Below are 13,265 nucleotides of genomic sequence, written 5' to 3'. Positions count from 1 at the left end.
ATTAAAGATTTAATGAAACGACCAAACCTTCATTGTTACGAACATTAAATACCGTTCCATCTTCAAAAATTAAATACTGACCTTTGACTCCTTTTAAAACACCTTCATAAGAATCGGCTTTGATAATATTTAAGCTTTTTATTTTAGTTGGATATTGGTTTACAGGATAATTTAAATCAAGTATATTTTCTGATGCATCTAAAATATAGGGATGCACTTCTTCAGGTAAATATTGAACTAGTTCCTCTTTTTTTAAATTTAAGTCTCCGTCAAAAATATCATTCTTTAACATCTTTTGCCAGCTTGTTTTATCGCTTACATAGGCTTTCAAGGCAACCTCCGCAATACCAGCTAAATATCTATTTGGAACTTCTAAAATAGACAAGGCCTTACTAGCTCCTTGGTCTATCCAACGGGTGGGTACTTGTGTTTTTCTTGTCACACCTACTTTAATTTCACTGGATAGTGCTAGGTAAACAATATGCGGTTTTAGTTGTACCGCTTTCTCATATTCTAAATCTCTATCTTCTATTCCTAAATGCGCTTTACTTAATTCTGGTTTCATGATCCAGTCCCCGGCAGACGGTTGTTCATAAAAACAATCATAGCAAAAACCTTGTCGAAATATTTTTTTTTGTTTTCCACAACTCAAACATTGATAGTTTTCAAATTGAATCTCTACTTTTCTGTCTAGGAGCTGGTTAATATTTAAAAAATCATCTCCCATTTCTAAATAATATTCTATGGTGTCAGAATATTCAGTATTCATTTTTTTTAAAACTCCTTGGTATTTCATTTGTGGAATGTTGTTGATGTGAAATTTATTTTAGTGTTTGTACTTTAAAAAAAAACACTAAATTTAACTTGATAAAGATAGGTATGTATTTTAAATCTTGAAAATTTAAAATCTGTAATTCCTTATTTTCTGAGGATTTCTATAGTCCAATGAAATAGAATTAATTGTGAAAAAAATCAGAGTTTAGATACTTTAATTGTTATGAAATTTTTATTTGTTAGCTCCATTCTGTCTTGGTTTTTAAAGAAAAGAAAACATCAATTGGACCTTTTTGTGAAGTATCCTGTTGAAGTTCAAAATGAACTTTTATTAAATTTATTAAAAACTGCTAGAAACACAGAAGTTGGAAAAAGTCATGGTTTTCGAAAAATTTCTTCCTACGATGAGTTTTCTAGCCTTGTGCCTATTCAAAAATACGAGAGTATTGAGAGTATGCTTGAAAGAACTAGAAGAGGTGAACAAAATATTTTTTGGCCTTCTCAAATCAAATGGTTTGCCAAATCGAGTGGAACTACCACTGCAAACAGCAAATACATTCCGGTGAGTGATGAAGCGATAGAGTATTGTCATATGAATGCAGGAAAAGATATGCTGTGTCTTTTTTTGAATAACAATCCAGAGGCTGATTTGTTTTCAGGAAAAAGTTTGAGACTAGGTGGTAGTAGCGCGGTTTATGAAGATAACAATACTTACTTTGGTGATCTTTCCGCTATTATTATTGAGAACATGCCTTTTTGGGCCGATTTCAGTAGTGCCCCAAAACAAAAAACAGCTCTTATGAGCGAGTGGGAAGAAAAAATGAATGCTATTGTTCATGAGACAATCCATGAGGATATTACTAGTTTGGCTGGAGTTCCCTCTTGGATGCTGGTTCTGTTGAATAAAGTTTTAGAGGTTACAGGAAAAGATAATATTTTAGAAGTTTGGCCTAACCTACAGGTTTATTTTCATGGAGGAGTGAATTTTACTCCTTACAGAGAACAATACAAAAAAATAATTCCAAGTGATTCCTTTCGATATTGCGAGACCTATAATGCATCTGAAGGATTTTTTGCAATACAAGACAAAAATAATTCCGATGAACTTTTATTGATGCTCGATTATGGAATTTTTTATGAATTTATTCCGATGTCTGAATACGACGGAGAAAATTCAAAGGCAATTGCATTAGATAAAGTGGAGTTACATGTTAATTACGCGATTGTGATTACAACCAATTCTGGTTTGTGGAGGTATCTGATAGGGGATACCGTTAAATTTACAAGTTTGAAACCTTATAGAATTCAGATCACTGGAAGAACCAAACATTTTATCAATGTGTTTGGAGAAGAGTTGATTATTGAAAATACGGAGAATGCTTTAGAAATGGCATGCAGACAAAGCGGTGCTGAAATATTAGATTACACAGTGGCACCCATTTTTATGGAAGGAAAAGAAAAAGGTGCTCATGAATGGATGATTGAATTTAAAAAGGAACCGGAGTGTAGAACTCAGTTCAGTGAGTATTTGGATTTGGCGTTGCAAAAAGTAAATTCAGACTATGAAGCGAAACGGTATAAAAATATGACCTTAAGCTTTCCGAAGATAAATTTTTCAAGAGAAAACTTGTTTTATGACTGGTTGAAGTCAAAAAATAAATTAGGTGGGCAACATAAAATCCCAAGGTTATCCAATAATAGAAAGTTGATGGAAGAATTATTGTTATTGAATACTTTAAAAGTTAGGAACTTAGTGTAGGTTTTTTTAGAATAAACTCAACTTGTATTTATGTAAATAGTTCATATGTTTCCGATATTAGGATAATAGAGATACTTTTTATATCAAGGAAGATGTATTTTTGACATCATCCTTTTTTAAGGAACTCAAATTATTTTTAAATTATGAAGACCAAATTTATTTTATATAGCTTAATTCTTGGAGTTGTTTTCTCAATCTCAAAACTATCAGCGCAAACAAAAAACATTGAAGTTAAAGGAGTCATTTTAGATGAAACCGACATTACTATCCCTTACGCATCGATTAGTATAGTTGCAAAAAGTAAAGGTACCTCTAGTACCGACGAGGGTGAGTTTTCTATGTATGTGTCTGAAGATGAATTGAAGGATACGTTAACCATTTCGTCTCTAGGTTTTAATTCCGTCTATATTACTGTGGCTGATTTTTTAGCAACTAAGGATAAAAAAATTATTTTGTCTGAAAGTGCTATTCTTATGGATGATGTCGTTTTATTGAGCGATAAAACCTATGTTTTAAATGCTTTAAAAAGCTTAAAAACAAATACGTTAAGCTCTACACATATGTCGGAAATGTTATTTAGACGTGCCACAACGGAAGGTGGAACATCCAAATATTTTGTAGAGAATTATGTAAAATATATTGATAGAGGTCCTGCTTATGGATTGGGAAGATTACAGGTAACAGAAGCGAGAAAATCTGCGGATTATAGAGTTTGGAAATCGAAAGACTGGAATCATTGGGTAAACGGAATGATACAGTTGAATCCTCTGCATAGCAAGGTAGATTCTCAGCATAGAAGAAACTTGAAGAAATTTGAATGGAAAAAAACGGGTAGTTCTTCTTATGAAGGGGAGGATGTTTTGATACTCATCGGGCAAAATCCAAAAATGAAATGGGAAAAAATAACTCTATATATTGGGATAGATACTTACAAAGTATATAGAGTAGAAAGAGGTAGAACTTTATACCTTTATAAAACGCATAAAAGTGGGAAATTGGTGTTGAGCTATTTCAACCATGAGTGGGTGTTAGAAAATAATAGAGTGCCAGAAAAATATAGAAATACCGTTGCAAGTAGAACTTCTTATAAAGCAGAAGCTACTTTATATTCTGTTGAAACGAATAAATCTAAAATGAAAATTAAAGATTACGGAATAGACAAAGATATGGGCTTGTTAGATTTACCGTATCATACAGATTTTTGGGCTAATTTAAGTTTGCCTCCAGATACCAATTTCTACAAGAAAATTAAATCGGATATTGAAGGTTTGTATGGAGTGCCTTTGGATACTCAATTCAAACTAGTAAATAAATAAAATTGGACTATTTTTTTCTCTCAACAACGTAGTTAATCATCGTTTTGAGAGAATCTTTGTAGTCAGAATCTGGGTAAGAATTTAGAATAGCTAAGGCTTTATTTTGATACGTTTTCATTTTACTGATCGTGTATTCAATACCGCCATTGTCTTTTACAAAATTGATCACTTCCTTAACTCGTTGTTTGTTTGTATTGTGTTTCTTAACAGAATTGATCAACCATTTTTTATCTTTTTCTGAGCAATTGTTCAAAGTATAAATAAGGGGCAAAGTCATTTTTTGCTCCTTAATATCTATTCCAGTAGGTTTTCCAATATTACTTTCTGAGTAGTCAAAAAGATCATCCTTAATTTGAAAAGCAATTCCAATCAATTCACCGAATTCATGTAGCTTTTTAATTTCTTCCTCTTCAGCACCAACTGATGCGGCTCCAATAGCACAACATGCTGCAATTAAGGTAGCTGTTTTTTGACGGATTATTTCAAAATATACCTCCTCAGTGATATCAAGTCTTCTTGCTTTTTCAATTTGAAGTAATTCCCCTTCGCTCATTTCACGAACGGCAACTGAGATCAATTTTAAAATATCAAAATCGTCGTTGTCAATAGATAATAAAAGACCTTTTGATAATAAAAAATCACCAACCAATACTGCAATTTTATTTTTCCATAAAGCATTGATAGAGAAAAATCCTCTTCTTCTGTTGCTGTCGTCTACCACGTCATCATGAACAAGGGTAGCGGTATGAATCAATTCGATTACAGAGGCACCGCGATAGGTTCGTTCTGAAAATTTTCCATTTGAAACCATTTTTGCAACCAAAAAAACAAACATCGGGCGCATTTGTTTTCCTTTTCTCCTTACAATATAATAGGTGATCCTATTTAGTAAAGGAACCTTAGATAGCATAGAATCCTTGAACTTTTCTTCAAAAAGTTCCATCTCTTTTGTAATCGGAAATTTAATTTGCTCTACTGCTTTCATTGATGAAAGTTGTTCTCTAAGGGGTTAAATTATGGAAGTGTAAACTTAAAACATTCTCTTTTAAATATTACGCTTTTGTACTTTTATTTGCCAATTGTCCGCAAGCTGCATCAATATCTTTTCCACGACTTCTTCTTACGTTTACAGTTATGTCGTTCATTTCAAGAACGCTTACATAATCTGTAATTGATTTCTTGCTGGCTTGTTGGAACTCCCCATCATCTATTGGGTTGTATTCAATGATATTTACTTTGGATGGAATGTATTTACAGAATTTTACCAAGGCTCTGATGGCTTCTTTATTGTCATTGATGCCATCCCAAACAACATACTCATAAGTAACTGCTCTTTTGGTTTTAGCATACCAGTATTCTAATGATTCTTTCAAATCTTTTAGAGGGAAGTTTTCATTAAAAGGCATGATTTGAGTTCTTACTTCGTCAATGGCAGAATGTAAGGAAACCGCTAAGTTGAATTTTACATTATCATCCGCTAATTTTTTAATCATTTTAGGCACTCCTGATGTAGAGACGGTAATTCTTTTAGGGGACATTCCAAGACCTTCTGGCGAAGTTATTTTTTCAATAGAAGCAAGTACATTATTGTAGTTCATAAGAGGCTCTCCCATTCCCATAAACACAATATTCGATAGCTTATGGTTGAAGTATAATAAACTCTCTTGGTTGATGGCAGAAACTTGATCATAGATTTCATCGGGATTTAAATTTCGCATACGCTTTAATCTTGCAGTGGCACAAAATTTACAATCCAAACTACACCCAACTTGACTCGATACACAGGCTGTAGTTCTTGTATCGGTAGGAATTAAAACAGACTCTACAATAAGACCATCATGCAGTCTTACTGCATTTTTAACCGTTCCGTCAGAGCTTCTTTGCATATCATCCACTTGAATGTGGTTGATGACAAAATTTTCTTCCAACATGTTTCTTGTAGGCAAAGAAACATTGGTCATGTCTTCAAACTTATGAGCAGATTTAGACCATAGCCATTCGTACACTTGGTTTCCTCTAAAGGCCTTATCTCCATTCTCAACAAAAAAAGCTCTCAATTGTTCTTTTGTTAAAGCTCTAATGTCTTTTTTCTTAACTGTCATAAGTTGTAAAAATTTTGTCGTGTTTCGTGGGCAAAGATACTTCTTATTTATAAAAAAATCTCGTACCTAAAGTAGATACGAGATTTTTATTTATTGAGATATATTATCTTAGATAATTAACATGGCATCACCATAAGAATAGAATTGATATCCTTCTTTTACAGCTTCATCATAAGCTTTCATCAAGAAATCATAACCTGCAAATGCTGCAGTCATCATCATTAATGTTGACTTAGGTGTGTGGAAGTTAGTAATCATTGCATTGGCAATACTGAAATCATGAGGAGGGAAAATAAATTTATGTGTCCATCCATCATAAGGATTCAAACTTCCTGTAGGAGATACTGAAGATTCAACAGCTCTCATAACTGTAGTACCCACTGCACAAATTCTTTTCTTGCGTTTGATAGTGTCATTTACCTTAGCAGCAGATTCTTCTGAAATAATAACTTGCTCAGAATCCATTTTGTGTTTTGATAAATCCTCTACTTCAACGGCACTAAAGGTTCCTAAACCAACGTGTAAAGTCAAGGCTTCAAAATCAACACCTTTGATTTCTAAACGCTTCATTAAGTGTTTTGAAAAGTGTAAACCAGCAGTAGGAGCTGCAACAGCACCTTCGTTTTTAGCGTAGATAGTTTGGTAACGCTCAGCATCACTTTCTTCAACCTCTCTTCTGATGTATTTAGGAATTGGTGTTTCTCCTAATGAAGTCAATTTATCTCTAAATGCTTCATAAGAACCATCAAATAAGAAACGTAACGTTCTACCTCTAGAAGTAGTATTGTCAATAACTTCAGCAACTAAGCTATCGTCATCTCCAAAAAATAATTTATTTCCAATTCTTATTTTACGAGCAGGATCTACTAAAACATCCCAAAGTCTGTTTTCAGCATTCAATTCTCTTAATAAGAAAACTTCAATTCTTGCTCCTGTTTTTTCTTTGTTTCCAAACAAACGAGCTGGAAATACTTTAGTATCATTCAGCAACATTAAATCTCCATCATCAAAATAGTTGATCAAGTCTTTAAATTGTTTGTGCTCTATAGTTTGTTCTTTTCTGTTTAATACCATAAGACGAGACTCGTCTCTGTGTTCAGCAGGGTATTCAGCTAATAAGTCATCAGGTAACTCAAAGTTAAATGCAGATAATTTCATTTGTGTGTTTTAGAAAATAGTTGGCAAATATACGATATCGAGATAGGGGTTGTCAAGTGTTTGACCATTTAATTTTAATTAATTGAAAAATAAAAGCCTAGCTTGTAAAATTACGAGCTAGGCTTTTTTTATTTGAATGTATTTTGTCTACTGAAAGTTAGAGAAATCTTCCCAAAATGTTGGGTATGATTTAGAAACTACAGCTGCTTCATTTATGATGATAGAAGTTTTCAATAATAATGGAGCAAAGGCCATTGCCATTCTATGATCTTGGTAGGTGTCAATCGCAACATTGCTTTTGATTTCTGTTGCCTGGTTAAGGTGTAAACTTTCATTGGTTACAGAAATATCTGCACCTAATTTTTTTAGTTCCACGTCTAAAGCTACCAATCTGTCAGTTTCTTTAATTTTTAAAGTATGTAAACCCGTAAGGTCACAAGCAATTCCCATTCCAAAAGCTGTAACTGCGATAGTCTGTGCAGTATCTGGAGCTTTTATCAAGTCAAAGCTTACTTTTTCAGGATTTGTAAATCCTTGTATTTTTTCTAAAGTGATGCTATTTTCTTCAAATGTCGTTTGAACACCAAAACTTTTATAAATCTCAGATAATACACTATCTCCTTGAAGACTTTTTTCTTTGTATGAGTTTAATTTTATTTTGCCATTTTTACTCAATGCAACAAGGCTGTAGTAATAAGAAGCAGAACTCCAGTCAGATTCTACGGTGATTTTTTTATCCTCGATAGCATTTTTAGGAGATATTTTAATAAACTGTCCTTCAAAAGAAGTTTCAATACCAACTTCGTTTAGCAAACTTAAAGTCATCTGAATATAGGGTACAGATGTAATCGCTCCTTCAAATTCTAGTTCAATTCCCTTTTCAAGACTTGCAGCGACTAATAATAAAGACGAGATGTATTGGCTACTCACATTTCCGTTGATGGTAACTTTGCCTCCTTTTAGTTTTGTTCCTTTGATTCTTAAGGGTGCAAATCCTTCATTTTCTATATATGTAATATCAGCACCAAGAGTTTTTAATGCATCTACAAGAATTCCAATAGGTCGTTCTTTCATTCTCCCAGATCCTGTAAGGATTACATTAGAATTTTCTTTGATAGAAAGAAAACTTGTCAAAAAACGCATGGTAGTTCCTGCATGACCGATATTGATTTCTTCACCTTTGTTAGAAAGTGCTGCCATCATCAATTTACTGTCATCCGAGTTAGAAATATTTTCAATTTCTAGATTAGGGTATAATTGCTGTAAAATTAGCAATCTGTTTGTTTCGCTTTTTGATCCTGTAATTTGAATCTCTTTATTTACGTCTCCTTTGAAGTGGTGTAATTTTAAACTATCCATCTTATTTAAGTCCTTGAAGTTTTTTAGCTTTATTTCTTGAGAAGTATGCCATGGCAACTCCATATACAATTGCGATTGCAACTCTAATTAAAACAAATTTAACCCAAGAGCCATCTAACATGGCATCGTTCATTGCATCCATGTTTCCATTTTTAAAATAGGCAGCTGCAGATAATACGATCCCTAGTAATACCAGAAAACTTGTGGTAAAACGCAATGCTACTTTCCAAAAAGGAACTTTTAAAATGTTGTGTTCTTTCATAATTATTTTAATTTTTCGTTGTTGTGATGACGATTGTGATCTCTTTTAGTTTTGAAATCCAATTTTTTGTCAAATGACTTTTGTAGATCAATACCGGTTTGATTAGCCAAACATAAAACCACAAAAACTACATCGGCTAATTCTTCTCCTAAGTCTTTGTTTTTATCGCTTTCTTTTTCTGATTGTTCACCGTAGCGGCGAGCAATTATTCTGGCAACTTCACCAACTTCTTCGGTTAATTGAGCCATGTTAGTCAGTTCATTGAAATAACGAACACCGTGTTCTTTGATCCAAGTGTCAACTGCTAATTGAGCGTTTTTTATGTCCATGGTTGTGATTCTTTAAAGCATGGCAAATATACATAAGTCTTTTAATATTGTTGCAAGCAAAAATGACAAAGAAACCTTAAAGCAGTGGGCTTTATTTCTTTGAGGTTTTAAGAAGATGTAAGAAGGTCTCTCGAGAGATTTCTTCTGCCCCTAAACTGGCTAAATGATCGTTGTAAACCTGGCAATCTAAAAACTGATAGTTTTCTTTTTCAAGTTTCTGAGCTAGGTGAATAAATGCCGTTTTGGACGCATTACTGACTTTACTAAACATGCTTTCTCCACAGAAGATATTTCCAAGGTCAATTCCGTATAAACCACCGACAAGCTCATCGTTTTGCCAAACTTCAACGGATTTTGCAATACCCATTTTATGGAGTTCGATGTAGGCTGCTTGCATATCATTGGTAATCCAAGTACCCAAACCATCATTTCTATCGATGGTTTTGCAGTTAGCGATGACCTGTTCAAAATTCTGGTTGTATGTGATTTTAAATCGATCCTTTTTGAGGACGCTGCGCATGCTTTTAGAAATCTTTAATTGATCAAAAAACAAGACCATTCTAGGGTCTGGACAGTACCATATAATAGGTTCACCTTCACTATACCAAGGAAAGATTCCATTTTGATACGCCTTGAGAAGGCGTTCAGGTTTTAAGTCGCCTCCAAGTGCAAGTATTCCTTCTTCTGTAACCTCATGGATGTCAGGGAAGTTTATATTGGTTTCGGAGAGCCACATGAAAAATTGGAGTTTCGTTGTTTTTGTTAAAAAGCAAAAAAGGCTGTTTGAAAACAAACAGCCTTTTTAAAATATGATTGGTAAATTATCCTAAAGAAACTCTAGAGAAATTTACTACAGAAACGTCACCTAAAGAACTTACGTACTCAGATACAGTTTTCTTTTCATCTTTGATGAATTTTTGATCTAAAAGACATTGCTCTTGATCTAAAGTAGTGTTGTCAGAAATGAATCTTTCCATTTTTCCTGGTAAAATTCTATCCCAGATTTTTTCTGGTTTTCCTTCAGCAGCCAATTCAGCTTTAGCAGCTTCTTCAGCTTTAGCCAATACCTCTTCAGACAATTGAGACATAGAAATAAATTGAGGTACATTTTTCAATGTTTTCCCTAATCTTCCTAGTTCAATATTGTCCTTTTCGATAACAGCTATTCTAGCTTCAGTTTCAGCAGCAACATAAGCAGGATCAAAATCTTTGTAAGACAAAGAAGTTGCACCCATAGAAGCAGCTTGCATAGCTAAATCTTTACCAACAGCTTCAACACCATCGATCTTAGCAGACAATCCTACTAAAGAAGCGATTTTGTTTCCAACGTGGATGTAAGAACCAACATAAGGAGCTTCAACTCTTGTGAAGTCGTTTAAGTCGATTTTTTCACCGATAACTCCAGTTTGCTCGATTAATTTTTCAGCAACAGTAATTCCTCCGAAATCAGATGCTAAAAACTCTTCTTTTGTAGTGTAGTTCAAAGCTTGCTCAGCTAACTTAGTAGCCATATCAACAAAACTTTCGTTCTTTCCTACGAAATCAGTTTCACATCCTAATACGATAGATACACCAACTGTATTATCAGCATTTACTTTTGCGATTGCAGCACCTTCAGAAGATTCTCTGTCAGCTCTTTTAGCAGCGATTTTTTGTCCTTTTTTTCTAAGGATTTCAATTGCACCGTTAAAATCACCTTCAGCCTCAACTAAAGCTTTTTTACAATCCATCATTCCAGACCCAGTTGCTTTACGCAACTTCATAACGTCTGCAGCTTTAATTTCTGCCATGATATTATAATTTAATGTTGTTTATAAAACGAGTTAATTTAAACTCAATTATTTTTCTTCCTTTACTTCAGGAGCTGCAGCTTCTGCTTCTGCTTTTGCAGGTGCTGGAGCAGCTTCAGCTTTATCTTTAGTAGATTTTCTGTTGCTCAATCCACTAGCGATAGAATCGATTAAGAAACCGATTACTTTTTCGATAGATTTTGAAGCATCATCATTAGCAGGGATTACATAATCCACAGCCTTTGGGTCAGAGTTTGTATCAACTAAAGCGAATACAGGAATGTTTAATTTTTGAGCTTCAGAAACAGCAATGTGCTCTTTCTTAACATCAACTACAAATAAAGCAGCTGGCAAACGAGTCATATCAGAGATAGAACCTAAGTTCTTTTCTAATTTAGCTCTTTGACGTTCGATTTGTAATTGTTCTCTTTTAGATAAAGCAGCGAAAGATCCGTCAACTTTCATTCTATCAATTTGAGCCATTTTCTTAACAGCTTTTCTGATAGTTACGAAGTTAGTTAACATTCCTCCAGGCCATCTTTCAGTAATGTAAGGCATGTTTACAGATGCAGCCTTATCAGCGATGATGTCTTTAGCTTGTTTTTTAGTTGCTACGAAAAGGATTTTTCTTCCTGATGCTGCAATTTTTTCTAAAGCTACAGAAGATTCTTCAATCTTAGCCGCTGTTTTGTAAAGGTCAATAATGTGAACTCCATTACGCTCAGTATAGATATAAGGAGCCATGTTTGGATTCCACTTTCTTGTAAGGTGTCCGAAGTGTACACCAGCATCCAATAATTCTTTAATTTCGATGTTTGCCATTTTGTTATTTGTTTACGTTCTCTGTGAATAGCAATAAATAAGTAGCGTTTGTTTTTTTGAACGGTCTTATTTATTTAGATGCTAAACAAACCCTGCCTAAACAGGGTTTCGATAACTTGATTATAATTGTACTTTGTAAAGTCCAAAAAGGACTTTGAATAAAATATCCAATAAAACGGATTAACGTTTCGAGAATTGGAATTTTTTTCTTGCTTTCTTTTGTCCGAATTTCTTACGCTCAACCATTCTTGGGTCTCTAGTAAGTAATCCTTCTGGTTTCAAGATTGCTCTGTTGTCAGCATCAATCTCACATAAAGCTCTTGAAATTGCCAAACGAATTGCTTCTGCTTGACCAGTAACTCCACCTCCAAAAACATTTACAGTGATATCGAAAGTTTCGATGTTTTCTGTCAATGCTAAAGGTTGTTGTACTTTATATCTTAATGTAGAAGTTGAAAAATAGTTAGCAAATTCTCTTTTGTTAACTGTGATTTTTCCTGATCCTTCTGATAAGTAAACACGGGCTACAGCCGTCTTTCTTCTTCCTATTTTGTGAACTGTTTCCATAATTATCTAAGGTCGTTTACGTTAAATGGTTTAGGCTCTTGAGCAGATTGTTGGTGCTCAGCTCCAGCATATACATATAAGTTTCTGAAAAGTGCAGCACCTAATTTGTTTTTAGGTAACATTCCTTTTACAGCTTTCTCGACTAAACGAGTAGGATCTTTTTCGAACATTTCTGTTGCTGATAAAGATCTTTGACCTCCTGGATATCCTGTGTGACGGATGTAAGACTTATCTGTCCATTTTTTTCCAGTTAAAATAATTTTGTCTGCATTGATAACAACTACATTGTCTCCACAATCTACGTGAGGAGTGAAGTTTGTTTTGTACTTACCTCTAATTAGCATTGCTACTTTAGAAGCAAAACGACCCAATGTTTGTCCGTCCGCATCAACAACTAACCACTCTTTATTAGCAGTTTCTTTGTTTGCCGATACTGTTTTGTAACTTAATGTGTTCATACACTATTAGTTTTTGTATAGATTAATAAAATATTTTTCCCTTTTAAAAGGGCTGCAAATATAGTAACAATAATCTACTTGAACAATAGTGTTTTGAAATATTTTATATGCTGATTTATAGTCAACTAAAGAATAAGAAAATGCCTCTGTATTTGAAGTTCAAATCAACAGAGGCATTGGTGTATAAATTACTTGTGGTTTTCTTTTTTTTAATGCGCCTGTAACCAGTTGTCTCCAGTTCCGACTTCCACGTCTAAAGGAACAGAAAGCTTAAATGCATTTTCCATTTCGCTTTTTATGATAGGTTCTAGTGTAGAAAGTTCGTCTTTATGCATATCAAATACCAATTCATCATGTACCTGTAGTAACATTTTTGATTTGTATGTGTTTGCATCAAAATGCTTTTGAATATTGATCATCGCTATTTTGATAATATCGGCTGCACTCCCTTGGATAGGAGCATTCACGGCGTTTCTTTCATCTCCAGAGCGTACCATTCCATTTTGTGAGTTGATGTTTTTTAAATAACGTCTTCTTCCTGAGATGGTTTCTACATAACCATGGTCCCT

Annotated in this window: 15 protein-coding genes; 2 read left to right on the top strand and 13 right to left on the bottom strand. The window is 33.9% G+C overall.

What is annotated here, in order from left to right:
* Position 1 precedes the first annotated feature (1 nt).
* Complete coding sequence (locus P8H68_RS03815; RefSeq protein ID WP_300321827.1) at positions 2-796, bottom strand: DUF2797 domain-containing protein; 795 nt, start codon at positions 794-796, stop codon at positions 2-4.
* Positions 797-997: 201 nt separating this feature from the next.
* Between P8H68_RS03815 and P8H68_RS03810 the strand changes: the two genes are divergently transcribed.
* Together P8H68_RS03810 and P8H68_RS03805 are read left to right on the top strand one after the other, a co-directional pair.
* The gene (locus P8H68_RS03810) at positions 998-2,533 is read left to right on the top strand and encodes a GH3 auxin-responsive promoter family protein (RefSeq protein ID WP_300321825.1); all 1,536 of its coding nucleotides are present in this window, start codon (positions 998-1,000) and stop codon (positions 2,531-2,533) included.
* A 143-nt stretch (positions 2,534-2,676) separates the two neighbouring features.
* On the top strand, positions 2,677-3,849 hold the full coding sequence (locus tag P8H68_RS03805) for a carboxypeptidase-like regulatory domain-containing protein (RefSeq protein ID WP_300321822.1): 1,173 nt from the start codon (positions 2,677-2,679) through the stop codon (positions 3,847-3,849).
* A 7-nt stretch (positions 3,850-3,856) separates the two neighbouring features.
* Here P8H68_RS03805 and P8H68_RS03800 read toward each other — a convergent pair whose 3' ends face one another.
* The 12 genes from P8H68_RS03800 to P8H68_RS03745 form a co-directional block, all read right to left on the bottom strand.
* Positions 3,857-4,834: a polyprenyl synthetase family protein gene (locus tag P8H68_RS03800; RefSeq protein ID WP_300321819.1), complete on the bottom strand. Its 978-nt coding sequence runs from the start codon at positions 4,832-4,834 to the stop codon at positions 3,857-3,859.
* 67 nt (positions 4,835-4,901) lie between these two features.
* Positions 4,902-5,951, bottom strand: coding sequence for a 23S rRNA (adenine(2503)-C(2))-methyltransferase RlmN (gene rlmN / locus P8H68_RS03795; RefSeq protein ID WP_300321817.1), 1,050 nt, complete (start codon positions 5,949-5,951; stop codon positions 4,902-4,904).
* Between the two features lie 108 nt (positions 5,952-6,059).
* Positions 6,060-7,109 (bottom strand): tRNA preQ1(34) S-adenosylmethionine ribosyltransferase-isomerase QueA, encoded by a 1,050-nt coding sequence (gene queA, locus P8H68_RS03790; protein WP_300321814.1) that lies wholly within the window; start codon positions 7,107-7,109, stop codon positions 6,060-6,062.
* Positions 7,110-7,256: 147 nt separating this feature from the next.
* Complete coding sequence (locus P8H68_RS03785; RefSeq protein ID WP_300321812.1) at positions 7,257-8,468, bottom strand: 3-phosphoshikimate 1-carboxyvinyltransferase; 1,212 nt, start codon at positions 8,466-8,468, stop codon at positions 7,257-7,259.
* Position 8,469: 1 nt separating this feature from the next.
* On the bottom strand, positions 8,470-8,730 hold the full coding sequence (locus P8H68_RS03780; RefSeq protein ID WP_300321809.1) for a hypothetical protein: 261 nt from the start codon (positions 8,728-8,730) through the stop codon (positions 8,470-8,472).
* A gap of 2 nt (positions 8,731-8,732) precedes the next feature.
* A complete protein-coding gene (locus P8H68_RS03775) occupies positions 8,733-9,059 on the bottom strand; it encodes a nucleotide pyrophosphohydrolase (protein WP_300321806.1) in 327 nt (108 codons plus the stop codon).
* 91 nt (positions 9,060-9,150) lie between these two features.
* Complete coding sequence (gene aat, locus P8H68_RS03770) at positions 9,151-9,795, bottom strand: leucyl/phenylalanyl-tRNA--protein transferase (RefSeq protein WP_300321803.1); 645 nt, start codon at positions 9,793-9,795, stop codon at positions 9,151-9,153.
* An 85-nt stretch (positions 9,796-9,880) separates the two neighbouring features.
* The gene (gene tsf / locus P8H68_RS03765; RefSeq protein ID WP_300321800.1) at positions 9,881-10,849 is read right to left on the bottom strand and encodes a translation elongation factor Ts; all 969 of its coding nucleotides are present in this window, start codon (positions 10,847-10,849) and stop codon (positions 9,881-9,883) included.
* A gap of 48 nt (positions 10,850-10,897) precedes the next feature.
* The gene (gene rpsB / locus P8H68_RS03760; protein WP_300321797.1) at positions 10,898-11,671 is read right to left on the bottom strand and encodes a 30S ribosomal protein S2; all 774 of its coding nucleotides are present in this window, start codon (positions 11,669-11,671) and stop codon (positions 10,898-10,900) included.
* 180 nt (positions 11,672-11,851) lie between these two features.
* Positions 11,852-12,238 (bottom strand): 30S ribosomal protein S9, encoded by a 387-nt coding sequence (gene rpsI, locus P8H68_RS03755; RefSeq protein ID WP_300321794.1) that lies wholly within the window; start codon positions 12,236-12,238, stop codon positions 11,852-11,854.
* A gap of 2 nt (positions 12,239-12,240) precedes the next feature.
* Positions 12,241-12,696, bottom strand: a complete 456-nt coding sequence (gene rplM / locus P8H68_RS03750) for a 50S ribosomal protein L13 (RefSeq protein WP_300321791.1) — start codon at positions 12,694-12,696, stop codon at positions 12,241-12,243.
* A gap of 209 nt (positions 12,697-12,905) precedes the next feature.
* The coding region (locus P8H68_RS03745) for a DNA polymerase (RefSeq protein WP_300321789.1) at positions 12,906-13,265 on the bottom strand (360 nt) is incomplete at its 5' end.

This window comes from Flavicella sp. (assembly GCF_029238425.1).
Lineage (GTDB): Bacteria > Bacteroidota > Bacteroidia > Flavobacteriales > Flavobacteriaceae > Flavicella.
Note: the sequence above shows the minus strand (reverse complement) of the source record. Positions and strands in the feature narration are given on the sequence as shown.

What these genes read in the sequence shown, in the direction of transcription:
- rplM (WP_300321791.1), bottom strand. Translation starts at nt 12,696, where the DNA reads ATGAACACATTAAGTTACAAAACAGTATCGGCAAACAAAGAAACTGCT.
- P8H68_RS03800 (WP_300321819.1), bottom strand. Translation starts at nt 4,834, where the DNA reads ATGAAAGCAGTAGAGCAAATTAAATTTCCGATTACAAAAGAGATGGAA.
- rpsI (WP_300321794.1), bottom strand. Translation starts at nt 12,238, where the DNA reads ATGGAAACAGTTCACAAAATAGGAAGAAGAAAGACGGCTGTAGCCCGT.
- rlmN (WP_300321817.1), bottom strand. Translation starts at nt 5,951, where the DNA reads ATGACAGTTAAGAAAAAAGACATTAGAGCTTTAACAAAAGAACAATTG.
- P8H68_RS03815 (WP_300321827.1), bottom strand. Translation starts at nt 796, where the DNA reads ATGAAATACCAAGGAGTTTTAAAAAAAATGAATACTGAATATTCTGAC.
- rpsB (WP_300321797.1), bottom strand. Translation starts at nt 11,671, where the DNA reads ATGGCAAACATCGAAATTAAAGAATTATTGGATGCTGGTGTACACTTC.
- P8H68_RS03805 (WP_300321822.1), top strand. Translation starts at nt 2,677, where the DNA reads ATGAAGACCAAATTTATTTTATATAGCTTAATTCTTGGAGTTGTTTTC.
- queA (WP_300321814.1), bottom strand. Translation starts at nt 7,109, where the DNA reads ATGAAATTATCTGCATTTAACTTTGAGTTACCTGATGACTTATTAGCT.
- P8H68_RS03810 (WP_300321825.1), top strand. Translation starts at nt 998, where the DNA reads ATGAAATTTTTATTTGTTAGCTCCATTCTGTCTTGGTTTTTAAAGAAA.
- P8H68_RS03785 (WP_300321812.1), bottom strand. Translation starts at nt 8,468, where the DNA reads ATGGATAGTTTAAAATTACACCACTTCAAAGGAGACGTAAATAAAGAG.
- P8H68_RS03775 (WP_300321806.1), bottom strand. Translation starts at nt 9,059, where the DNA reads ATGGACATAAAAAACGCTCAATTAGCAGTTGACACTTGGATCAAAGAA.
- tsf (WP_300321800.1), bottom strand. Translation starts at nt 10,849, where the DNA reads ATGGCAGAAATTAAAGCTGCAGACGTTATGAAGTTGCGTAAAGCAACT.
- P8H68_RS03780 (WP_300321809.1), bottom strand. Translation starts at nt 8,730, where the DNA reads ATGAAAGAACACAACATTTTAAAAGTTCCTTTTTGGAAAGTAGCATTG.
- aat (WP_300321803.1), bottom strand. Translation starts at nt 9,795, where the DNA reads ATGTGGCTCTCCGAAACCAATATAAACTTCCCTGACATCCATGAGGTT.